Below are 22,912 nucleotides of genomic sequence, written 5' to 3'. Positions count from 1 at the left end.
GCCGATCCCGGGAGCCTCAGCAGTGGGGCGTCAGATCAGCCTCCCAGGCATCTCGGATCATCTCTTCCAAGACTGCGAGGTCGATGTCTTCCGGTGTGTTGATGTAGAGACACGCTGCGCCGGTGCTGTGCTTACCGAGCCGGGCTGAGAGTTCTGCTGAGCGCGGTGATCCGGTGAGGCCGTATAGCGAGATCTTCGCTTTCCGGGGTGAGAATCCGAGCCGGAACGTGTCGCCCTCCCGGCCGGTCGCATAGCGGTAGTGGGCCTGTCCATAGCCGATCATTGTGGGCCCCCACATCACGGGTTGCTCCCCAGTGACGCGTGTGAAGATTTCCAACAGCAATCTACCGTGTACGACACGTCGCGCAGTGTCCAGCCCTTCAACAAAGTCACTCGGAGTTTGGTCACTAGGGGCCGTCTTGAGGTCTATCGCGTTCTTTCCGGTATGACCTTCGGTGATCACAGAGCGGCGCGCCTCGGGCTCCGGCACATGGCCGGCCAGCCCCATGCCGCGTTCCACAAGAGCCGCCCGCAGGCGTTCCAGACTCCGCCTCCCGAGGCCGTGAAGTGAGGCGAGCGTAGCGTATTCGACCCCGTGGAGAGACTCCAGGTTCAGGTATCCGGCCTGCTGCAGGGCATCACGGGCGGGGCGCCCGATGCCGGCGACCGATCCGAAAGTCGTGCTCATGCCCTCATCGTATCCAGCGCGACTGCAAGCACGCCTCATCCCGGGACCGGATGCAGCTGAGCATGACTGATTGCGCTAGTGGACCGCGGCGTTGAGCAGTTCCAGAATGTGCCGGTAGGGCTTTCCAGTGGCACGCGCCATACCCATTTCACAGGTGCGATTCGTCGAGGCATGCGCCGCACTGTTCAGGCTCCGGACCTCTGCCGCCTGGGCCCTGGTCGCGGAGGCCGTGAGCTCCGGGTGGAGCATGCCTCGGTCCCCGGCGAATGCGCAGCACTCCCATTCCAGTGGTACGTGGATCTGCTGAGCCACAGCCTCCGCCAGGGCCTCAAACGCCGGGTTGAGCCCAAGCCGGGTGGAGGAACATGTGGGGTGCAGTGTCAACGACGGCAACGCCGGCTCAGGGAGCACACCAAGGTCACGGAGGGCGGGCAGCAGACGCTCAGCGGCGAAAGTCACCGAGTCCACCACCTCGATCCCAGCATCAGCCCGGAGCACCTCAAGGCCCTCAGTGCAGGAACTGGCGTCACTGATCACAGGGAGCCGCCCACCATCTGAGGCGTCCCTCACCGCCTCGAGCACCTTCTGCCTCATACGGTCGTAGCCAGCGCTCAGGCCTTTGGACTTCCAGGGGGTGCCACAGCACAGCGAGGGCATCGACTCAGGGGTGCGCAGCCGGACACCAGCCGTCTTGCACAGCTGCTGGAAGGCCTTCCCAACCCCGCCGCTGTTCTCACCCGCAACGTCGCCCACCTCAGGGCCGAACATGGTCTGCGTGCAACTGGGGAACCACAGCGCTTCTGCCTGGTCATTATGAAGAACAGGACGACGACGCCCCCCGCTGGGCAGATCAGCAGACCAGCGGGGAACAGCCTCCGCACCTAGAACACGTCTGGCCGCTTCTGATCCTCTGCGCGGCAGCGCTGATGGCAGCTTGCCAGCCACGGTCAGGGCGAAGCCTCCGGCCTGACTGGTCACATCCCAGCTTCTGGCAGCAACTTTCCATGCTCTCTGCTCAGCCCCAGACGTGGTCTCGGCGCGCAACCGGCGGACAAGGTCCCCGGTGTTGATGAAGACGGGGCAGGCTGTTTCACACATGCCGTCCACGGCACAGGTGTCGACGCCGTCGTAGTCGTATTCCTGACGCAGAGTGCGCACCAGTGGGGTGTCTCCGGCGTGCTCCGCGCGGGCGATCTCCCGGCGGAGCACAATCCGTTCGCGGGGGGTGAGGGTCAATTGGCGGCTCGGGCACACTGGTTCGCAGTAGCCGCACTCCACACATCGGTCGACCTCCTCCTCCACCACGGGCGAGGTTTTGAGGTGTTTCAGGTGCGCCCTTGGATCCTCGGTCAGAAGCACACCAGGGTTCAGGATCAGCTGAGGGTCCGCCAGCGCCTTGACCCGCTGCATCACCGCGTAGAGCTCATCACCTACTTGACGGCGCACGAACGGCGCCATGATGCGGCCTGTGCCATGTTCTGCTTTGAGTGTTCCTCCGCGAGCAAGAACGCTTTCCACCATGTCTTCGGTGAACTCCGCGTAGCGTTCCACCCCCTCCTGTGAACCTTCGGTGAAGGATTCGGTCACCATGAAATGAATATTGCCGTCCTTGGCGTGGCCGAAGATCACAGCATCCCGGTACCCATGCTTGGTAAAGAGGGTCCTCAGCGCCTCGCAGGTCTCACCCAGCTGTTCCACGGGGACCGCGATATCTTCCAAGAGGGCCGTTGTTCCGGGTGGGCGATTACCCGCCACCGCTGCGAACAGTCCTTTGCGGGTCCGCCACAGAGCGGTGCGCGCTTGGGCGTCAGTGCTCAATTGCGCTGGCACGGTCAGCGGGAGCCGGTCCCACAGTGCGTTCGCGGACTGGAGTCTGTCCTGCAGCGCTTGAGCATCCGCTTCCTGGAACTCTACGAGCAGCGCGCAGTGCTCTTTCACCTCGAGTGCCCGGATGGCCTCTGGGGATTTCGGGTCCCGTTGTGACACGCGCAGGCTGGTGGCGTCCATCAGCTCCACTGTGGCCAGCTGCGCACTGACAAGCTCGGGAAGGCTGGCAGTCGCGGAGGCCAGATCGGGGTAGATCAGCAGTCCTGTGGCCACATGAGGTTTGATCGGGACGGTCCGGTATGTGGCTTCACCCAGGAAGGCGAGTGTGCCTTCGCTGCCGATGACCAGATGCTCCAGGATCCGGACCGGCTCAGTGTGGTCCAGGAAGGAGTTCAACCCGTACCCCATCGTGTTTTTCAGCGAGTGCAGCTGCTGGATGCGCTCCACGGATCGCGGATCTGCGCGCAGCTGATCACGCAGTGCGGCCAGGCCTGCGTGCAGATCCGGCTCATCCTGTGCCAGGTGCGCATCTGCCTGGTCCGACGACGTATCCACCACCGTTCCGCTGGGCAGCACCAGAACACAGGAGTCCAGGGTGCGGTAGGTGTTCGTGGTGATCCCGCATGCCATACCGGAGGAGTTATTGGCCACCACTCCGCCGATGGTGCACGCAATCTCACTGGCTGGATCCGGCCCCAGTTTTCTGCCGTACCGCAGCAGCCGGGCATTGACTTGTCTGAGCACAGCTCCGGGGCCGCAGCGGACCCGGGCACCGTCGTCGAGCACCTCGATAGCGCCGAAGTGCCGGCGGACGTCTACGAGCACTTTGTCGGTGACCGCCTGGCCGGACAGGCTTGTCCCGCCGGATCGGAAGGTCACTGCTGCACCCGTCTGCTGCACCGTCCTGAAGAGCTCCGCGACCTCTGCTACTGAGCGGGGGCGCACCACCGCTTGCGGGGTCAGCAGATAGTGCGAGGCATCATGGGCAGAAGCCAACCGGTCAGTAGCCCGGGCACCGACCTCGCCGGTCGCTCTCCTGAGCGCGTCGACGAGGCCGGCCGGGATCTCTGCCAGAGTGGAGGAGACAGGGTTCGGGGATCTTCCCACGTGATTGTCCGGGATCAGATCCGTTGGGCTTTGAGCTCTTCGGCGATGTAGTCGGCCTGCCGAATGGCCAGCGCCACGATCGTCAGTGTGGGGTTCGCTGCCGCTCCACTGGTGAAGGCCGATCCGTCCGAGACAAACAGGTTCCTCACATCGTGGGCACGCCCCCAGCGGTCCACCACACCATCCTCGCGGCGTTCGCTCATCCGCGCCGTGCCGAGGTTGTGGGTCGAGGGGTAGGGCGGAGTGCGGTGTGTGGACTGCGCTCCCACCGCACCGTACACCTTCTCCCCGGCGGTGTAGGCATGTTCGCGCATGGCGACGTCATTGGGGTGATCGTCGTAGTGGACATTGGGCACCGGAAGCCCGTTGACGTCCTTCACTGTGGTGTTCAGTGTGACGCGGTTGGATTCCTGCGGCATGTCTTCACCGACTATCCACATACCGGCCGAATTGGTGTAGGCGTCGAGCAGCTTAGTGAAGTCGGGACCCCAGGCACCTGGCTCCACGAACGCCGCCATGAAGGCCGGCCCTAGGGAGATGGTCTCCAGGTAGTAGCCTCCGGCGAAGCCGCGGTCAGGATCATGGAGCGATTCGTCGCCGATGAGGCCCGCCATGGTCTCTCCGCGGTACATCCGGACAGGTTTGTCGAAGTGACCCCAGACGGTGCCGGTCAGGTGGCGCATGTAGTTCCGACCTACCTGACCGGAGGAGTTGGCCAGGCCGTCTGGGAATCTCGGCGTCGCAGAGAGGAGCAGCAGCCGTGGAGTTTCGATCGAGTTCGCTGCCACACAGACAACTTTCGCTGCCTGCCGGTGCAGGTTGCCCTCCTTATCGAGGTAGAGGACGGCGTCGGCCCTGCCTTCTGCATCATGGGTGATCTGCACAGCCTGGGAGTCCGGCCGCAGGTCCAACAGCCCGGTCGCTTCAGCTCGAGGCATCTCACGGACCAAGATGGACCACTTTGAGCGGTTCTTGTCGCCCTGAAAGTTGAAGCCGTCTTGGATGGAGGCCGGACGCCCGTCGTACTCCTCGGCGTTGGTGGCGTAGGGGCCGGTGGCGTAGAACTTATAGCCGGCCCGTTCGGCCCCATTGGCGAAGACTTTGTAGTTGTTGTTCGCCGGAAGCGGCGGTCGGCCGTGGACGTGCGTGGAGCCCATCGCTTTCTCTGCCCGGTCGTAGTAGGGGGCTAGGTCTTCTAGGCCGATGGGCCAGTCCAGAAGGTTGGCGTCGTCGACCCTGCCGTAGACACTGCGAGTTTTGAACTCGTGTTCTTTGAAGCGTGGGGTGGCTCCGGACCAGTGGGTGGTGGTGCCGCCGACTGCTTTGACGATCCATGCCGGGAGGTTGGGGAAATCGCGAGCCACACGCCAGGACCCGGAGGTGGTGCGGGGATCCAGCCACGCCATCTGGTTGAAGGACTCCCACTCGTTGTTCACGTAGTCGTCATGGGTGAGGTACGGTCCGGCCTCAAGCACCACAACGGGAATGCCCTTGGCGGTGAGCTCATAGGCCAGTGTTCCTCCACCAGCCCCGGAACCAATGATGACGACGGCGTCCTCGTCCTGATCGATGCTCTGGCTGGTGACACTCTTCCCGGGTGTGCCGTTCTCAGGGGCGGACGTCATCACTTCTTCACCTCTTCCATATCCGAGCTTGTGGCACCCGGCTGATTCGTGCTGTCAGTTGTGTGTCCCTCAGCGACTGGACGGGGCACGCCAGCCGCTCCCTGAGCCATCTCCGGCATGGTCTCTCCGACGGGGAATTCGACGCGCGGGTCGGGCAGCCAGTCGAGGTCGTTGAAACCTCGGTTGATGTAACCGCCGTGTTCGAATGACGGACCTTCATAGCCGAGGGCTTCCCACACATCGGCATCGTCGTAGAGATTCAGCACTGCGGTGCGGCGGACGAAACCGAAGAACTCGGTGCCCTCCACGCGGCGCAGGACCTTCAGCGCAGACTCGTCATCGAGGGTGCGGAAATCGCCGTCGGCCATCTGGTTCAAGGACAAGAGTCCCTGAGTCAGCGCCACCCGGAACCAGGTTTCGTTCTGCGCCTCAGTGAGGATGGTGTCAGCTGTTCGTTCGTAGGGCCCATCAGGAACGGACTCATGGGGGAACGCCACACGCAACACTCGGATCAAGGTTTGACGGGCTTCTTCCGTCATTTCGGTGGCATTGAGTGAAGGGTACTTGGCGGGGAAAACCATCGGGTGCTCCTTCGGCAGGTTAACCTCTCCGGCAGCTCTGCCACGACCATCGCGAAATGGTGATGACGGAGCCTTGCCGCGCGATCATCCATTGACCGCTCCTCGACGGTATGTGATCTGCGACACTGATAGACAGGAGTATTCTCGCCCCATGAGAACGCATGCCGCAGGCACTCTCTGAGCCGCCCCCGAGAGGAGACCCCAATGGCTACGACTTCTGTCATCCACAGGACTTTCGCTGTCCTGGAGGCCGTGGCTGCCTCAGGAAGCACCACAGCCAAGGAGGTTGCTCAACAACTTGAGATACCCCTGCCCAGCGTCTACCGACTGCTCAATGACCTCGTAGCGAATCAGTACCTGGTGCACCTCAAAGATGATGGGCGTTTTGAGTTGGGTCCCAAGTGCTTCGACCTCGGACTGTCCTTCCGGCAGCGACTATTGGCTCCCTCCCCCATCCGGCAAGCAACAGCCGAGCTGCACCGAACCCTGCAGGCGGCGTCGTACTTTGCCGTTTATCGAGGTGCGGACATCGTGCTCACCTACCTCTCCGATTGTGATCAACACCCCCGATTGCGGCCCTTGCGGTTCGGATTCCATGAGGCCGCCCATGCCACGGCATTCGGCAAGATCCTGCTTTCGGGGATGACGGCGGAGCAGCGGGGCTCCTACCTCGAGGCCCGCGGGATGCCGATTCTGACGCCACACACCATCGCGCGCCAGGACGTACTGAGTGATCACCTCGATGAGGTCTCAACCCGCGGAATCGCATGGGAACATGAGGAGTTTCTGCCCCGCACCACCTGCGCGGCGGCACCTGTGCGCAATGGCAGTGGGATGTGCGTGGGTGCCTTGGCGGTGAGCATGCCCTCGCGCAAAGTCACAGGTCTGGAGGCGCGGATTGAGTCTGCTTTGCGCGAGTACGCCGGCCAGTGCAGCCGGTACATGCGCGCAGGCTAAGCACCGCCAATTCTCATAGAACGAGAAAGCGACTAGGTATCTGTGTTAGTTGCGTCACAGACTGTGCTCACCTTCTAGAGTCAAGGAGCACGCATCATGAGCGCACAACACAGAGTCGCCGTCGTGACGGGGGCCGGCCGTGGGATCGGGCGCGGGATCGCCGAAAGACTGGGACGGGACGGGCTGCACGTCGTGGTCGCGGACCTGCCGCATATGCAGGAAGCATCAGAAGAGACTGTCGAGACCATCACCGGCGCAGGAGGACATGCCAGTACTGCCGAGGTCGATGTCACCGAGGAACCGTCCGTTGAGGCGCTGGTCCGGACAGCAGTTGATGCCGGCGGGTCACTTGACGTGTTTGTCGCCAACGCGGGAATCGCCCAGGTTCAACCGCTGCTCGACTACACCACAGAAGACTTCCACAAGATGATGAACGTCAACGTCACCGGCGTCTTCCACTCCTACCGTGCCGCAGCCCGCCAGATGATGGAACAGGATTCAGGCGGCAAAATCATCGGCGCCGCATCCATCGTGGCTTTCCGCCCTTTTGCCCTGCTCTCCCCTTATTCGGCCAGTAAGTGGGCCGTGCGGGGGCTGACCCAAGCAGCTGCCATGGAGTGGGCCAAATACGGCATTACCGTCAATGCCTATGGCCCAGGGATTGTCGGGACGGCCATGTGGGACCTCATCGATGAGAAACTCGCCGAATCGGAGGGCCTGCAAAAAGGTGAGGCGATCAAGAAGTACGCCGGGGACATCCTCCTGGGCCGGGTGTCCGTTCCCGAGGACGTCGCCAGCCTTGTGTCCTTCTTGGCCTCCGAGGACTCCGACTACATCACCGGGCAGACCATGTTGGTTGATGGAGGGATGCAGTTTTCTTGAGATTCAGCTCAGCACGCCGTAGACCCAGCACCACCGGAAAGGAAGAAAGAACATGATCCTCATCGTTGTGAAGTTTCACGTCAAACCAGAGCTCGCGGACCAATGGCCGGAGATCACCCGCGATTTCACCGAGGCCACCCGCGCGGAACCAGGCAATAAGTGGTTCGAATGGTCACGCAGCCTTGATAACCCTCACGAGTACGTCTTGGTCGAAGCTTTTGACGACGACGGCGCGGCTCCCCACGTAAACTCTGAACATTTCCAGAGGGCCACTGCGAAGGGGAGCCCCATGCATCAAGCCCTGGTGGCGACGCCCAAGATCATTTCACGCCAGGTAGAGGGTGATGGATGGGACGAGATGGGAGAGATGCAGGTTAGTCCCTGACGGGCTTCGGTGCGCGTTTCTGAGAGGCAAGCTTTGTGAGCAAATCATGCTCGGCCTGCGGTCCGGGTTGGATTCCTCCTGGGATACGCAGCACGAAGATCAGACCCAGCAGCCACCAGGCTCCAAACATGATGTAGGGCTGGAAAGTCAGGCCAGCAGGCATCCCAGGCAGGTACAGCAGGAACATCGCGGCGGTGGTCACCAGAGCCAGAACCCCAACTACGGTGCCACCAATGTTTCCGGTCTGCCCGCCGACCCGCATGGGCCGTGGCATATCCGGTTCGCGGCGGCGCAGAACCAGGAAGACCACTGAGACCAAGATGTAGGTGATGATGATTGATGGAGACCCGGAGTCCACCAGCCAGACCATCATGACTTCCCCGAAGAACGGGGCGACCACAGAGATCCCACCAATGAAGAGCAGGGCATTGATGGGCGTCCTGTGCTTAGGGTGAAGCTTCGCAAACCAGCGCGGCAGCATCCCGGAGTTGGCCATCGCCCAGATGAGGCGGGAGGCGCCGATGATGAAGGCATTCCATGAGGTCAGCAGGCCCGCCAGGCCTCCGGCCACTACGACGTTGCTCCAGAACGCGTTGCCCGCCAAGGCACCCATGGCATCAGCGGTCGCCAAATCGAAGTCGCCCATTTCTGATGCCGGCAAAGCAACGGAGGTGGTGAGCACGATCGCTATGTAGAAGGCTGCAGCGATACAGACTGATAAGACCACGAGAATACCGATTTTCCGTGGAGACACCTTGACCTCTTCCGCAGACTGCGGAATGACATCAAAGCCGACGAAGAGGAAAGGCACCACGACCAGCACTGCGATGATTCCTGCCGTGCCTCCGGTGAAGAGCGGCTCCGCATGCTGGGGCTCACCGTTGAACAGCGCTAACACAATCAGCGCCAAAGCCATCGTCACGACGAAGCTGACGACAGATGTCTGGAAGAAGCTGGCCTGCTTGATTCCTTTGATGTTCAACGCAGTGAGCAGGATTCCGGTGACGACGCCGATAAGCGCCCACACCAAGTTCACCTCAAAACCAGCGACCGTCCACAACGGTATCGAATTCACTTGAGGAATGATGTAGGCGATGGTTCTGGGGATCGCGACCGCTTCGAAAGCGACCACCGCAATCTACCCACCGACGATTCCCCATGACCCGATGAAGGCGAGACGCGGGTCGAGACCCCGGAGGAGGTAATTGTGCTCTCCCCCGGCAAGTGGCATCGCTGAGACCAACTCGGCGTAGACCAGCCCAACCAACGCCATAATGGCAGCCCCAATGATGAATGCGACCACAGTGCCCATGGTGCCTGCGCCGATGAGCCAACCGCTGGTCAGCGTCACCCAGCCGAAGCCAATCATGGCCCCGAATCCGATAAACAGGATTTCCAGCCATCCAAGAGAGCGCTTGAAGCGGCCCTCCTGGGGCGGGGTGTGCCCTGAGAGTGATTGAGACATTGGTGGTCCCTTCTGAGTGCAACGTGGGAGAGGTCCTGCGGAGAATACAACGGTCAGGCAAGAGCGCTTCAGATCAGTGTGCGCTCAAGATGAGGCGCATCGTAGACGGCCGACTCGCCTCTTGTGACGCATACTACACATAATGAAGGCGGCAACCCGCCATCGCCTCACCTGGAGCTACTCAGGCTCCCCGTAGACTTTCACCATGAGTAGCATGCAACCAGTGACCACGGGTGCCTCCCTCACCAACCAGGTCACAGACATGCTGCGAGCTGCGATCACTTCAGGGGAAATGCGTCCCGGAGAACACTACTCGGCAATCGGCCTTTCCCAGCGACTCGGCGTCTCACGCACTCCCGTCCGCGAGGCACTCCAATTGCTGGAGAAGGAGGGCATTGTCCGGATTGAGAAGAACCGGGGAGTCAGGGTCATCCAAATGTCCCTGGATGAAATAGTGCAGATCTTCCAAATCCGCATCATCTTGGAACCGCCGGCAGCCGCCCGGGGCGCGGAAGCTGCCACTGATGAAGACCTGCGCCACATCCAGGTCCTCCACGGCAGAATTCTTGATGCGGCCGCTGCCGGAGACGGCCCTCGAACTCTGCAAGCGGATAAGGATTTCCACCTGTTTCTGCTGGGTCTGGCGGGCAATCCCAGACTGACGGACTTGGACCGTGAACTGCGCAACCTGGTTCTGACGCGGGGTCTTGTCACGATTCCCAATACCCGGAGCGGACAGGACTTGGCCGATGACCGTCGCGAGATTATCGATGCGCTTCTCCGCCGCGACTGCGAGGCAGTCGCTCTCGCCGTGCGCGCACACGTCACCAGAACAGCGAAACTGCTGATCACCGGTGTCAGCGCCCATACCCCGGGGCTTTCTGCTGATGAGTATCTCCTCAAGATTGATCAGCTCAGCAGACACTGCCAGTAGCACTCACCCCGTCCCCCACACCCATCCCGCCAGCCTCCGAGGTCAGACGTTTACAACCTCGGCCTTGCCCGATACAGTTGCATGCAACATGCCACAATGGCGAGGAGGCCATGCGATGTCGCATTCCGTGAGTTCGGGGCCACTGGAGGGCGTCCGAGTCGCTGACTTTTCTCGGGTTCTCGCTGGCCCTCTGTGCACTATGCAGCTTGCAGACTTCGGTGCCGAGGTCATCAAAATTGAAAGTCCCAGTGGCGATGACACACGCTCCTGGGTCCCACCGGTGGATGCGGATGGGACCGGCACATATTTCTCCAGCGTCAACAGGAACAAGCGGTCGGTCGTGGCAGACCTGAAGACACCGGAAGGATTGACCTACGCTCGGGATCTGATCGCTGACTGCGACGTCGTCGTTGAGAATTTTCGACCCGGCGTCATGGCAAAATTTGGACTCGATTATGAGACCTTAACGAAGGACCATCCCCATATTGTGTACTGTTCGATCTCTGGCTTCGGTCCCGGGTCCGGGGAGGATATGCCCGGATACGACCTCTTGGTGCAGGCGCTGGGTGGCCTGATGAGCATCACAGGTCAGGCCGACTCAGACCCGAGCAAGGTGGGTGTCGCCCTGGTGGATGTTCTCACCGGGCAAAACGCCTTGGCTGGCATTCTGCTGGCACTGCGAGTTCGAGATGCCACGGGGATGGGTCAAGAGGTGCAGGTCAACCTCCTTTCCTCTGTGGTCGCCGCACTGGTCAATCAAGGCACCGCCACTCTGGCCACCGGCAGGTCACCGCGCCGGTTGGGCAACGCCCATCCGAGCATTGCTCCCTATGAAACGTTCCGCACCGCAGAGGGCACTCTGGCGCTAGCGGTGGGAACCGACCGCCAGTTCGCTGACCTTCTGCGGGTCCTGGAACGTGAGGATCTGCTCGAGGACTCTCGTTTCGCCAGCAACGAGCTCCGCGTTGCCTCACGCGATGACCTACGCACTCTGATCGAAACCATGTTATTGGACGACACTGCTGCGCGGTGGCAGGAGAAACTTCTCGCAGAAGGAGTACCTGCCGGAAAAGTCAACAGTGTCAGCGAAGCCCTTGAGTTAGCCGAGACTTTGAAGCTTGAGCCGCGAACAACAATCGCAGACCCGGCAACGGGCCGTGAGTCACAGCAGTTGGCAAACCCGATCCACCTTTCGAACGCAGCACCGCAGTATCGCAGCGTCCCACCTGCCCTGGGGGAGCATCAAGGCACCATGTTCACCCTGCGTCCAACACCCAGCACGTTGAAAGGCTCCTAAATGCTTGACAGTGACCTGATTAGCTTCGCATCACTCCTCACCGCGGAGGAGCAGAACCTCCAAGCGCAGGTTCGCTCGTTTGTGGATTCCGCCATCAAGCCCAATATTGCCGGCTGGTACGACGACGCCGTCTTCCCACTGGAGATCGTTCCCGAGATGGCCAAACTGGGGCTGCTCGGAATGCACCTAGAGGGCTACGGCTGCGCCGGACGCAGCGCAGTGGAGTACGGGCTTGCCGCCGCAGAGCTGGAGGCTGGTGATTCTGGCCTACGCACTTTCGTTTCTGTTCAGGGCTCCCTAGCTATGAGCGCGATCTACAAGCACGGGTCAGAAGACCAAAAGCACACCTGGCTACCCCAGATGGCCACAGGTGACGTGATTGGCTGCTTCGGCCTGACCGAACCGAGCGCCGGTTCGGACCCGTCTGCCATGACAACCGTTGCCCGACGTGACGGTGATGACTGGGTGCTCAACGGTTCCAAGCGATGGATAGGCCTTGCTTCCGTGGCGCAGGTCGCAGTCATTTGGGCGCAGACAGAAGATGGCATTCGAGGCTTCCTTGTCCCTACTGACAGCAAGGGCTTCAGTGCCACGCCGATCGAACCTAAGCTTTCGATGCGCGCCTCCATCCAATGCGACATTGAACTCAGCGATGTTCGCCTGCCTAGCGATGCCCAACTGCCCTATGCCAAGGGATTGCGGGGCCCGTTTGAATGCCTGAATGAGGCTCGTTACGGAATTATTTGGGGTTCAATGGGCGCCGCACGTGACGCTTGGCAGGTGGCGCTGGACTACTCGAAGCAGCGCCTCCAGTTCGACAAACCTCTCTCCGGCTACCAATTCACCCAGGGGAAGTTGGTGAATATGGCGCTGGAGATCAACAAGGGATTCCTGCTCGCTCTGCACTTGGGGCGCCTGAAGGATGCCGGCCGTCTGGAGCCGCACCAGATATCAGTGGGCAAACTCAACAATTGCCGCGAGGCAATTGAGATAGCCCGCGAGAGCCGCTCCATCCTCGGCGGCAACGGAGTCACCATGGAGTACTCACCACTGCGTCATGCCAACAATCTGGAGTCGGTGCGCACCTACGAAGGCACAGACGAGGTCCACACTCTGATCATCGGCAACAAAATCACCGGCACCCCGGCCTTCAGATGACACGCATAAGAGTGCACACCACCAGCTCTATGCCCAGCAGGCATATTTGCTGTGAACTATAGGCATTCGACTGCATGGATTCTGTACCCCAGGATCGGAACCGGAATACCCATCACATCTGCACCAAGGAGCACCCTGCATGAAACAGTCCCGCCACCTCGAGACCGAACTTCCCGGACCGAAGGCTCGCCGACTCATGCAGCGGCAACAAGCTGTTGTAGCTCGGGGCGTTTCCACCCTCATGCCAACATTCGCAGTCAGAGCTGAAGACGGCATCGTCGAAGATGTGGACGGCAACCGGCTCATCGACCTCGCCGCAGGTATCGCTGTGACCAGCGTCGGCGCCAGCGCCCCAAAAGTGGTGGAGTCCGTCCAGCGGCAGGTTGCTGAGTTCACCCACACCTGCTTTATGGTCACGCCCTACGAAGGCTACGTAGCCGTGGCGGAGAAGCTTGCAGAGATCACACCGATTTCGGGTCCAGTGCGTTCCGCCCTCTTCAACTCTGGCGCCGAAGCCGTGGAGAATGCTGTCAAAATCGCCCGGTCCTTCACCGGGAGGCAAGCAGTCGCCGCCTTCGACCATGCGTATCACGGCCGCACCTCGCTCACGATGTCACTGACTGCGAAGTCGATGCCGTACAAGCACTCCTTCGGCCCGTTCTCCCCTGAGGTGCACCGAGTAGCCGGCTCCTATCCTTTCCGCGATGAGCTGGACGGTCACACGGCAGCTGAACGCGCGATCGATCAGCTGCGGACTCAGATTGGCCCCGAGAACTTGGCTGCAGTGATCATGGAGCCGATTCAGGGTGAAGGCGGTTTCATCGTGCCTGCGCCGGGCTTCCTCAAGGAGGTGGTTCACTGGTGCCGGGAAAACGGCGTCGTCTTCATCGCCGATGAGGTGCAGACGGGCTTCGCCCGCACCGGCCGCTGGTTTGCCTCCGAATACGAGGAGATTGAGCCGGACATCATCACCACCGCGAAAGGAATCGCTGGCGGGATGCCCCTCTCTGCCGTGACGGGACGAGAAGACATCATGAACGCCGCACACCCTGGTGGGCTCGGCGGCACATACGGCGGCAACCCCGTGGCATGCGCAGCAGCATTGAGCTCCATGGAGACGATTGATGAACAGGGACTCGATCAGGCTGCCCTAAGAATCGAAGAGCTCGTCCGCGAACGCCTTGAAGAGGTTCAGAGAAGTGATCCTCGGGTAGGCGATATTCGGGGTCGCGGAGCCATGCTGGCTTTCGAGCTTGTGGATCCTGCGACGAAGGCCCCCGACGCGGCATTAACCTCCGCTGTGGCGTCGGCAGCCCGTCAGTCAGGCGTGATCACCCTGACCTGCGGAACCTATGGCAACGTTATTCGCCTTCTTCCCCCGCTCACTATCAGCCACGATCTCCTCATTGAGGGCCTCGGCGTCATCACTGACGCGTTGGCTGAGGCCTGAACGCAGTGCTACGACTCTCAGCAATCCGATGACCAGGGCGAGCAGGACCGCAGCCTCGCTTCCGGCCTAGCGTCGTGTTTCTGGCGAATCGGTTGTGGCTGTCGGGAACATGGCCTCTATCAACATTGCGGCGACATCTCTGCTGGGACCGGCCCAGGGGTAATGATGACCGGTGATGAGCGGGCTACTGTTGACTTCTAACACGTGTGGTTCGCTTCCATTGCCATCCCTGGGCAAGAGCATATCGAGACCTGCCACGCGCAGACCTGGAATGGCGCGAGCAACGTTTTCTGCCATTGCTATCTCTGCGGGACTCATATCGTCAGTGGCATCATGAGCCTCACCGCCACTACTGACATTTGAGTTTGAACGCAACCAGATTTTTTGACCACGTGCCGGCACGGAATCCAGACTCACCCCCTGGGAGTCCAACTTGCCTAATACGGCGTCGTCGATATTTATTTGAGACTCAATGTATATTTTATTGTTTGACTTTATTCTCTGCTTATTCTTCTTCTTTATAAGTTTATTTATAGTAGATCGACCATTTCCCAGGACGTGAGCTGGGACACGCCGTTGAGCCGCGGCGACTTTTCCATAAATGAGAAGAACTCGATGTTCCTCTCCGGGAACAAAACGCTCAACAAGGACCTCAGCTGCAGACTCTGCGACCGCGTTGAAAGCACTCTCGAACTCAGCGAACCCGTCGACACCAACGTGAACCAAGTCACCCTTGCCCCCGTTGGGAGGCTTCACCACCACTGGCAATTCACGTAGGGCCCACTGCCATGCTGGACCAACATGTTCTGCACCGAACACCACGTTATCTGGCGCATTGACACCGTGATTTCTCAGCAGCCGAGCAGTCACGTCCTTGTAGCGGGTGCAGCGCTGAGCCAGCACTTTGTTGATATTCGACTGCGCCCCGTCAAACCAGATGCGTCGTTTACCGCGATGCAGCGTCAACCGCTGACGCTCATCGGAGGAGACCGCGATTCCACGACTCATGGCCCGGTTGGCGATCAGCGTGGCCGTGGAGCCAGCATTGATATCAAGTTCACTCAGATGCTTGCGTGTTTCCGCTAGGTCCACTGAGCAACCTTCCACTATCCACCGAAGAACTCACACAAATGCGCCGTCTACGTAACCACTGTCTTCTTCACTGATTGTAGACATTTCAATAGTCATGAGCATTTTCGTTACTCCAGAAGAATGGCAGGCAAACTACCATCACGAATGTGCTGAACACGCAGGTCATGGAGAGAGGCCGAGATGAGGCTGACTCCTGGTGGGTGGTGACAGTTCTCGACTCAGCCCGCGGTGAGTCACCATTGCAGGGGATCCCTCAAACGGGGATTTCTCTGTACACTGAAAGTCCAAAGTCACGCTGTTTCGCGATGTGAACGGAGATTGGGCCATGACGGAAAGCAACTCACCAGATACTTCGACCCAGCAGGGATCCGAGACTCACCAGATCGGCGACTGGGCTGATCTTGGGCAAGAAATGTGGTCCTACCTCACGGGTCGGGGCGCGGCAGTGAACTACACGCTGCAGGACATGACTGTGGAAGTTCCGCGCGACATCGGCCCCGACGCCCCACGCGCAGTATGGAAGTTCGACGGCACCCTCCGAGTGACGACCAGCGACGACGAAGTCTCTCGCTGAGAGACCGTTGACAGGTAGTCACCCCTCATGCGGCTGGATATAGATCTCAATTTCTCGTTCACGCCAATTGATGCGAAGAACGAAAGCGGCCGCACCATTAGCGGTTCCGTCAAAGCTGCAGGAACCCATGTTGAGGTGCGCACTGACGACTCCTCGCTGGTTTCCCAGCTGACGCCCGCCGACAGACGCAGTGCGGTGAAGCTTGCCGACGGGCTGGCTGCTCGGGGTTTATCCGTCTCCATCATCGGCCCAGAAGGGCCTATCGTCCGTCTGGGAGCAGTCAAAGCACCTGCTTTTCAACGCTTCCTGACACGCTCGCCGCATATACGTCTGGGCTCATTGAAGACTGCTTTCAGCGCAAGTCGAGGAAAGCCTGAGGAGCCGGGGCTTCCGGGCCTGGCCACAGTGCCACTGACACCGTGGCCTCCGGTTCCTACATTCAACCGGAGGATTCGCCGTCGGGTGACGACCACCCACTCCGCACCTGGTTCCGGACGTCCCCGGCTTATCGTGTCCCGGACTGACGCATCGGGTGGCTCCTGGCAGCGGACTGAGTTCAATCTTCTGCCCGAGCAGACCACTATTGGCAGCGATGAAGGTGCGGACCTCACACTGGCTGGACTGGACCCCACCCATGCGATCATCACGCACACCGATATGGACGAATACGTCCTCAAGCGCATCGGAGCCGGTGGCGGCAGCAGGAACGCCGCCCCAGGTGAGCAGGTGATTCTCAGGTCAGGGTCCCGCATCGAAATTGGACATTGGCGACTTGTCTTCTTCCGCGAAGAGTATGCCGACCACGGGCGTCCTTTCGGCGGTCGCCAGGGCGGTGAACTTGCCTACCAGAAACCTCAGTACGACCCCTATGTGGGCAAAATGACCAAAGAAGGCGACGACGGCCACGTCTAGGGGTTCACGCCTAAGACCCTAGGAAGAGTTGTGCCGCTGCCGATAGAGGCGCATCTTTGCCCGTGAACCGCAGATGGCCATATCGCACCATGTCGCTGACCGGTTCTTGGAACTATCAAAGAACGACCACCTGCAGTCTTCGTTGGCGCACACCTTTAGTCGAGCCCAGGTCTGCTTGTAGTGGGCATCAACTGCTGCTTCCATAAGCCGCCCTTCCAAGCTCGGCTCCGTATCGGCCCGCGCACTGACTTTGGGCTCAGCCAGCTCATTGAAGCTAGCCTGGAGCAGATCGGGCCCTGTGACCCTATTCAGAGCTTGGGCGGCCGATGCTTTCTCTGCTGGTGAACCAGAAATGTGTGCAAGCAGAACGGCCCTCAGGGCTTCCCGCAGGGATTTGTAGCGTCTCAACTCACGATCCTCTGGCATCTGTTCCAGCGGCATGCCGGCCACCTCTTCACACCAGATAGCGAAGCTCAGTGGCGTGTCGAGGAGATCAAAGTTCCTCATCAAACTGCGCGTATTGAGGAACTGTTGGACGAGCTGAAGAGGTTGCGGGGCTGGCTTCAACTCATCAGTCTCCATCAACTCAGCCTCCCTCTCCACAGGTCGTCAGTCTTGAAGTTACCATCATTACAATTTTACTAGTCATAGTTACTGTCATACGGTTTAGACCGGTAACTTTTCCAATCGGCGGTGACAGCACAGTGATGTATGGAGCGCCCTGCTCAGATGGAGAGCCTTGTGAAGACACACGAGCTAAAACTTGGACTCGCGGGGATGTCAATGATCGCCGTCGCCTTCGGGTTCGCCCGCTACGGCTACGGCTTGTTCGTACCGGTCTTCCGGGAGGAGTTTGACCTCTCCACTGAAACGCTAGGCCTGATATCCGGAGCGACGTATGCTTCCTACCTCGCCGGACTGCTCCTGGCGGGCTACCTCTCAACGAAACTGCGCCCCAGGATTCCCATTCTGCTCGGAGGGCTGTGCGCCGCCGCGGGCATGCTGCTCATCGCTGTAGCACCCAATGGGGCAGTTATGGCGATCGGCGCGGTACTCGCCAGTACAAGCCCAGGCTGGGGCTGGGCCCCCTTCTCCGATGCTGTCGATCAGCTCATATCTGCCGATGCCCGCGGACGCACATTGTCCATCATCAGTACGGGAACGGCTGCCGGCCTGATTCTCGCCGGGCCCATTGCGCTTATCGCGGGTCCATTCTGGAGAGCGGCATGGGTCGCCTTCGCAGTCTTCGCACTGGTCAGCGCGGCGTGGAACGCCCGTCTACTACCAGGAAAGGCGTCACAGCCCGCTCACTTCCACGCTGGCGGTGGGAGGCCTCTCGGCGCCCCAGAGGCCCAAGGGACCACAACCTCTGACAAGAAATGGCGGTGGACTCTCATTAGGGAGGCACACCCGCTGTATTTTGTGGCCGCCCTCTTCGGTGTTGGAAGCGCATTCTATTGGACCTATGCCGCAGATCTGGCGCTGGAGGCTGGGCTACCGGAGCACGTGGGACCTGTGTTGTGGACCATTGTCGGAGTGACAGGAATTACCGGTGTGGCGACTGGTGACCTCGTCAGGCGCTTCGGTCTAGGTGGCGTTTTGATCGCGGCATTGATCCTCCTTGCCGCTGCCATTGCCCTCCCTGGTGTGGCACCAGGGAGCTGGGTGACGGTGTGCGCCTCCGCTGCGCTCTATGGGCCGAGTTTCATGATGATGTCTGCACTCTTGGCGGTCTGGAGCTCCCGGGTCTTTCCTGAACGGCCCACAGCTGGGTTCAGTGCCGCGTTGCTGCTTCTGGCTGTCGGCTCTATTGCAGGACCAGCAGCTCTAGGGATCCTTGCTGGAGGAGTGGGGCTGGCTCTATCGTTTCTGGTCACTGCCGCAGTGACGCTCACCGGGCTGTGGGGCGCCCTCCCAGAGTTGCGCCGGCACCACTCGGAGCGCCTCACGTAGGCTCAGAACGGACCCAGCGGAATAACGGAGGGAGCAAGAATGCCTGTGGAGATGGGCATGTTCGCCAACCAGAACTGTGCGGGCAAGCTCCGCCAGCAGTACACACTAGACAGGCTCGCCGCGCACTTCGCTCTGGAAACCGAGTCAGCGCCGAGCTCCTGACTGAGCAGTCAATGTCAATGCTCGCCTCCTAGGTGGCCAGAAGCTGCTTGATGTGTTGCTTCAACGGTGTGGTCGGGCGCCCGATGATGCGGCTCAATGTGCCGTCACTGTCGGCAAGCAGACCTTCAGCGATATTGGCATCCAATGCCGCGACGAACTCCGCAGTCCCTTCTTCCAGTCCGAACCCTTTGAGCGCTTCGACATGCTCAGCAGTCGTGACTTGGTTGACGGTCACCTCCCGGCCTGCGACATCGGAGACAGTCGCAGCGAGCTCGTCGAAGCCCCAGGGCTCATCACCGGCAAGTTCGAGCACTTGCCCGGCGTGGTCCTGCGAAAGCAGAACTTCAGCGGCAGCCTCCGCGTAGTCGGTACGAGTGGCACTTGCGACTTTTCCGCTACCAGTGCTGGTAAGGATGGTTCCATGGGCAGCCGCCTGGCGGATGGCATCGTCGTAATTTTCCGTATACCAGCTATTGCGCAGCACGGTGTAGCTCAAGCCGGACTCCGCCAGCAGCTCTTCAGTCGCCTTATGCTCCGGCGCGAGGATAAGGGCGGAGGTGGAGGCCTTCGGCGCGCTGGTGTAGACCACTGATGCGTTCACGGAACGAGCCGCGTCGATCACAGCTTTATGCTGCGGCACCCGCTGACCCACCTCGCTGCCAGAGATGAGGAGGACTTTCTCCGCTCCGCGGAAGGCAGCCTCGAGAGTCGCCGGATCACCGTAGTCAATATGTGCGGTTCGCACTCCGGATGCGGCCAACTCCTCCAGGGCCTGAGCGTTTCGACCCCCGGCGGTAATGGTGGACAGGTCTACGCCGCGAGCCAACAGCTGCTCTACGACCTTTCTGCCCAGTTGCCCAGTTGCTCCAGTAATGACAATGCTCATGTTTCTCCTCCTATGTAAGCACCCGGAAGTGGTGCATCTATGGGAGTAACAGGCTGAGACAGACTAAACTTCCCAATAGTTAGTACGCACTTTCAGGTAAGCTTCCGCCTATGCCCCGGCCTCAGTTCTCAGCGCGCAGTGTCCTAGCCGAACCCTCTTGGAGCACGTGACCAGTAAGTGGGGAGTCTTGATCATCCATGCGCTGAGCCAGGGCCCGGAGCGCTGGAGTGGGCTCCGCCGGGCGATCGAGGGAGTCAGCGAAAAAATGCTGGCCCAAACACTGAAGACCCTTGAGGCGGACGGGTTCCTCGCACGCCATGACCACGGCACGATTCCCCCGCACGTGGAGTACTCGCTGACCGACGCGGGACAGGAGCTTGCGGGACACTTGCTCCCCCTGCTGGCGTGGATCGAAGCCCACACCGACGTCCAGACGACAGCCAACTCGACCGCACCCTAGGCAAAGTAGAGGCGGCATCAGCCGGGGCCTCCCCCGCCACCGGTTCTGGCACACACCGAATAACCACCTTGCGATGCCCGGTTTTCCCGTAGATTGCCATACAAGGTCTTATACGCAGCTGATTCAAGCCATAATCAGTGCATGAGACAGCAGCTTGCGTGGGTCCCGGATGTGGCGCGGGGCGAATGGCTTCGGCCTATGGAAGAGCAGCCCCTTGGCAGCATCCTCACATTGGTGCCTCCCGGGTTCGAGATGTATGCACGGATTTTCCACCCAGTTGAGCGCGATCGCCCTCGAAAGACCGACACATGGATCGGTGTGGATCAGGAGCGCGCGTTTGATGGGGTCGATGACATTGACGCAGCTCTGGAGACCCAACGCGTCACGTGGGCTGACACGGCCGCATCATTCGGCACCATCATGCACCGTACGGCTCAGTACCCCCGGCTCGTCCGGAGCGATTACGAAGAGAGCGACGGTGTTGTAGCCCCAGATGGTTGGCGCTATTCAGGCCCGAGCGAAGGCTGTCTCGACGCGGAGACACTCACCACGGTGGCTGCCGTTCTGGCCAGGCACACCACGACGCCGCATTCCGGAGTCGCTGCCATCTGGGAGGGCTGGGGCGGACTCACCAGTTCTGATGGTTTGGGCTACTTCTCCGTGTCAGCCTTAGACCAGAGGCCCTGGGCGGCCTGCGCACAGCGTATGCTCGGCTCCGCGAGGGGTGCAATCCAAGGAATGCTCTCCAGGTTCCCACGCCGCCCAGCGGAACCCGGCACAGGGCTGCTCTCCGCGGAGATGGCTTCTGGTCCTCGGTTGGAACTCCACGGTGACACGGGACGGACTTATATTCTCTTTGAGGCCGGGGCGGAGGACTTCGCCGAGGAGCACTGGACTGAGCGTGCGCCCTGGATAGGCGGTTCCATGTGGTCCCAGTCGCCGAGCATCATCTGGCCCGATGACCACTCTTGGGTGCTTGCTACTGAGCTGGACTACGATTCCACCCTGATAGCTGGGAGCACCGTACTCGTTCAGCACCTGGTGCGCACCCCCGGCCTAGAGGTTCATGCCCTACACCACGATGCTGATCTCTCCTGGGAAGGCGACTCGGTCAACCACCGCTAGGTTCGCGAATTGCGGGACTGGCACAATGGAGGACTTCACTAGCGTCTGAACCTGGCAGGCTTTACAGGGACAGAATGACCACACGATAGGGGTACGAGTGACACGATCTGCGGCAGCCATGGCGAGCATGCTCACTTTGGCCGGAGTCGGGCACTTTGCGCGCCCCGAGATCTTCGATTCGATCGTTCCGCCCCAGATGGGGAACCCGCGGTTCTGGACCTACGCCAGTGGTGCCGCGGAACTCAGCTGCGCCGCGCTGCTGGCAGTACCTGCAACCCGAAGGGCAGGAGGGTTCTGCACCGCAGCGCTTATGGTGGCCGTCTACCCGGCGAACATCTACAGCGTGCGGAAATTCTGGAACAATCCCACCGCTCGAGCGGCCGCTATTGCCCGCCTGCCGCTGCAGATCCCCCTCATCCGCACCTCGCTGCAGATCGCTAAAGATCATCAGGGCACGTGATGCCCGGCAGCTTGGAACAGGCCGTACCACTCTCGCCGGGTCAGTGGCAGATCCGAGCCGAGTGCGGCATCACGCACCCGATGCGGCGTCGTCGTACCCAGTACTACCTGCATGCCAGCTGGGTGGCGAGTGATCCAGGCGGTGGCCACAGCTAAGGCAGTCACCCCATAGCGAGCCGCCAACCGGTGCAGTTCCGCGTTGAGTTCTGGATATGCCGCCTCATCGAAGAGGACACCGGGAGCAGCTCCCTTCTGGAACGGGGACCATGCCTGCAGCGTGATGCCATTGATCCGGCAGTAGTCGACTATGCCGCCACCGTCGAGGGTGACCGAATCTGGCTGGCCGACCATGTTCGACGCGATGCCCTGCGCTATGATCGCCGAATGGGTCAGTGACAGCTGGACCTGGTTGGCCACAATCGGCTGCCGCACCGCGGTCTTCAACAGGTCGATCTGCCGAGGCGTGTGATTCGAGACTCCGAAGGCCCGCACTTTGCCGCTGCTCTCCAACTCATCGAACGCACGAGCCACCTCATCAGGCTCCACCAGCGCATCCGGACGATGAATCAGCAGCACGTCAATATAGTCTGTGGAGAGCGCCTGCAGGGAGTGCTCCACGGAGGAGATGATGTGCTCATAGGATGAATCGAAGTACGGGTCACCGGTGATGATGCCCGTCTTAGTCTGCAGGATGATCTCCTCCCGGTCACTGGGCGTGAGCTGCAGCGCCTCGCTGAACCGGCGCTCACACAGGTGACGTTCCCCGCCGTAGATATCGGCGTGGTCGAAGAAGCTGATTCCCGCGGTGCGTGCAGCCTGATAGAGATCGCGTATCTCCTGATCGGACTTATCGTGGATCCGCATCATGCCGGCAATGATGTTGGAGGACAGTGCCCCAGCCGGGCCAAGGGGAACGTGACGCATGGGACTCCA

Annotated in this window: 22 protein-coding genes and 1 pseudogene; 14 read left to right on the top strand and 9 right to left on the bottom strand. The window is 60.7% G+C overall.

Features of this window, described 5'->3' with window-relative positions:
* Positions 1-16 precede the first annotated feature (16 nt).
* The 4 genes from FEF26_RS08455 to FEF26_RS08440 form a co-directional block, all read right to left on the bottom strand.
* Entirely contained in the window at positions 17-688 is a 672-nt protein-coding gene (locus tag FEF26_RS08455) for a DUF1801 domain-containing protein (protein WP_138253103.1), read from the bottom strand.
* Positions 689-763: 75 nt separating this feature from the next.
* Entirely contained in the window at positions 764-3,622 is a 2,859-nt protein-coding gene (locus FEF26_RS08450; protein WP_208012873.1) for an FAD-binding and (Fe-S)-binding domain-containing protein, read from the bottom strand.
* Between the two features lie 14 nt (positions 3,623-3,636).
* On the bottom strand, positions 3,637-5,247 hold the full coding sequence (locus FEF26_RS08445; protein ID WP_138253102.1) for a GMC family oxidoreductase: 1,611 nt from the start codon (positions 5,245-5,247) through the stop codon (positions 3,637-3,639).
* Positions 5,247-5,828 (bottom strand): hypothetical protein, encoded by a 582-nt coding sequence (locus FEF26_RS08440; protein ID WP_138253101.1) that lies wholly within the window; start codon positions 5,826-5,828, stop codon positions 5,247-5,249. Before FEF26_RS08440 ends, FEF26_RS08445 begins: the two co-directional genes overlap by 1 nt.
* 204 nt (positions 5,829-6,032) lie before the next feature.
* Between FEF26_RS08440 and FEF26_RS08435 the strand changes: the two genes are divergently transcribed.
* The 3 genes from FEF26_RS08435 to FEF26_RS08425 all read left to right on the top strand — a co-directional run bounded on the left by FEF26_RS08435 (position 6,033) and on the right by FEF26_RS08425 (position 8,052).
* On the top strand, positions 6,033-6,785 hold the full coding sequence (locus FEF26_RS08435) for an IclR family transcriptional regulator (RefSeq protein WP_138253100.1): 753 nt from the start codon (positions 6,033-6,035) through the stop codon (positions 6,783-6,785).
* A gap of 96 nt (positions 6,786-6,881) precedes the next feature.
* Complete coding sequence (locus FEF26_RS08430; protein WP_138253099.1) at positions 6,882-7,667, top strand: acetoin reductase; 786 nt, start codon at positions 6,882-6,884, stop codon at positions 7,665-7,667.
* Between the two features lie 52 nt (positions 7,668-7,719).
* Positions 7,720-8,052: a putative quinol monooxygenase gene (locus tag FEF26_RS08425; protein ID WP_138253098.1), complete on the top strand. Its 333-nt coding sequence runs from the start codon at positions 7,720-7,722 to the stop codon at positions 8,050-8,052.
* Here FEF26_RS08425 and FEF26_RS08420 read toward each other — a convergent pair.
* Positions 8,042-9,517, bottom strand: a pseudogene (locus FEF26_RS08420) (APC family permease). The gene FEF26_RS08425 and the pseudogene FEF26_RS08420 sit on opposite strands and share 11 nt — an antisense overlap.
* A 205-nt stretch (positions 9,518-9,722) precedes the next feature.
* Between FEF26_RS08420 and FEF26_RS08415 the strand changes: the two are divergent.
* From FEF26_RS08415 to gabT, 4 genes are all read left to right on the top strand, one after another.
* Positions 9,723-10,451: a GntR family transcriptional regulator gene (locus FEF26_RS08415; RefSeq protein WP_138253097.1), complete on the top strand. Its 729-nt coding sequence runs from the start codon at positions 9,723-9,725 to the stop codon at positions 10,449-10,451.
* Between the two features lie 115 nt (positions 10,452-10,566).
* A complete protein-coding gene (locus FEF26_RS08410; protein WP_138253096.1) occupies positions 10,567-11,748 on the top strand; it encodes a CaiB/BaiF CoA transferase family protein in 1,182 nt (393 codons plus the stop codon).
* Positions 11,749-12,906 (top strand): acyl-CoA dehydrogenase family protein, encoded by a 1,158-nt coding sequence (locus tag FEF26_RS08405; protein ID WP_138253095.1) that lies wholly within the window; start codon positions 11,749-11,751, stop codon positions 12,904-12,906.
* Positions 12,907-13,045: 139 nt separating this feature from the next.
* On the top strand, positions 13,046-14,356 hold the full coding sequence (gabT, locus tag FEF26_RS08400) for a 4-aminobutyrate--2-oxoglutarate transaminase (protein ID WP_138253094.1): 1,311 nt from the start codon (positions 13,046-13,048) through the stop codon (positions 14,354-14,356).
* A 66-nt stretch (positions 14,357-14,422) separates the two neighbouring features.
* Here gabT and FEF26_RS08395 read toward each other — a convergent pair whose 3' ends face one another.
* Entirely contained in the window at positions 14,423-15,448 is a 1,026-nt protein-coding gene (locus tag FEF26_RS08395) for an ATP-grasp domain-containing protein (protein WP_138253093.1), read from the bottom strand.
* 325 nt (positions 15,449-15,773) lie between these two features.
* Between FEF26_RS08395 and FEF26_RS08390 the strand changes: the two genes are divergently transcribed.
* Positions 15,774-16,022 (top strand): hypothetical protein, encoded by a 249-nt coding sequence (locus FEF26_RS08390; RefSeq protein ID WP_138253092.1) that lies wholly within the window; start codon positions 15,774-15,776, stop codon positions 16,020-16,022.
* 27 nt (positions 16,023-16,049) lie between these two features.
* Positions 16,050-16,934, top strand: a complete 885-nt coding sequence (locus FEF26_RS08385; RefSeq protein ID WP_243730489.1) for an FHA domain-containing protein — start codon at positions 16,050-16,052, stop codon at positions 16,932-16,934.
* Between the two features lie 18 nt (positions 16,935-16,952).
* Here FEF26_RS08385 and FEF26_RS08380 read toward each other — a convergent pair whose 3' ends face one another.
* Positions 16,953-17,516: a CGNR zinc finger domain-containing protein gene (locus FEF26_RS08380; protein ID WP_138253091.1), complete on the bottom strand. Its 564-nt coding sequence runs from the start codon at positions 17,514-17,516 to the stop codon at positions 16,953-16,955.
* 159 nt (positions 17,517-17,675) lie between these two features.
* On the opposite strand from FEF26_RS08380, the gene FEF26_RS08375 reads away from it, so the two are divergent.
* Together FEF26_RS08375 and FEF26_RS16265 are read left to right on the top strand one after the other, a co-directional pair.
* Positions 17,676-18,887 (top strand): MFS transporter, encoded by a 1,212-nt coding sequence (locus FEF26_RS08375; protein WP_166432972.1) that lies wholly within the window; start codon positions 17,676-17,678, stop codon positions 18,885-18,887.
* 39 nt (positions 18,888-18,926) lie between these two features.
* The gene (locus tag FEF26_RS16265) at positions 18,927-19,049 is read left to right on the top strand and encodes a hypothetical protein (RefSeq protein WP_279536482.1); all 123 of its coding nucleotides are present in this window, start codon (positions 18,927-18,929) and stop codon (positions 19,047-19,049) included.
* Positions 19,050-19,077: 28 nt separating this feature from the next.
* Here the strand turns inward: FEF26_RS16265 and FEF26_RS08370 are convergent, their stop codons facing one another.
* Positions 19,078-19,935 (bottom strand): SDR family oxidoreductase, encoded by an 858-nt coding sequence (locus FEF26_RS08370; protein WP_138253089.1) that lies wholly within the window; start codon positions 19,933-19,935, stop codon positions 19,078-19,080.
* Positions 19,936-20,101: 166 nt separating this feature from the next.
* On the opposite strand from FEF26_RS08370, the gene FEF26_RS08365 reads away from it, so the two are divergent.
* The 3 genes from FEF26_RS08365 to FEF26_RS08355 all read left to right on the top strand — a co-directional run bounded on the left by FEF26_RS08365 (position 20,102) and on the right by FEF26_RS08355 (position 21,980).
* Positions 20,102-20,395 (top strand): winged helix-turn-helix transcriptional regulator, encoded by a 294-nt coding sequence (locus tag FEF26_RS08365; RefSeq protein WP_424991730.1) that lies wholly within the window; start codon positions 20,102-20,104, stop codon positions 20,393-20,395.
* 141 nt (positions 20,396-20,536) lie between these two features.
* A complete protein-coding gene (locus tag FEF26_RS08360) occupies positions 20,537-21,520 on the top strand; it encodes a hypothetical protein (RefSeq protein ID WP_138253087.1) in 984 nt (327 codons plus the stop codon).
* Between the two features lie 97 nt (positions 21,521-21,617).
* Positions 21,618-21,980 (top strand): DoxX family protein, encoded by a 363-nt coding sequence (locus FEF26_RS08355; RefSeq protein WP_138253086.1) that lies wholly within the window; start codon positions 21,618-21,620, stop codon positions 21,978-21,980.
* Here the strand turns inward: FEF26_RS08355 and FEF26_RS08350 are convergent.
* Positions 21,968-22,903 carry an aldo/keto reductase gene (locus FEF26_RS08350; RefSeq protein ID WP_138253085.1) on the bottom strand — a complete coding sequence of 312 codons (936 nt, stop codon included), beginning with the start codon at positions 22,901-22,903 and terminating at the stop codon, positions 21,968-21,970. The genes FEF26_RS08355 and FEF26_RS08350 overlap by 13 nt on opposite strands.
* Positions 22,904-22,912 lie beyond the last annotated feature (9 nt).

The organism is Nesterenkonia salmonea, assembly GCF_005771525.1.
In the GTDB taxonomy this organism is placed as follows: Bacteria; Actinomycetota; Actinomycetes; order Actinomycetales; family Micrococcaceae; genus Nesterenkonia; species Nesterenkonia salmonea.
The sequence above is the reverse complement of the archived record's forward strand: the minus strand, read 5'-3'. Positions and strand labels throughout refer to the sequence as shown.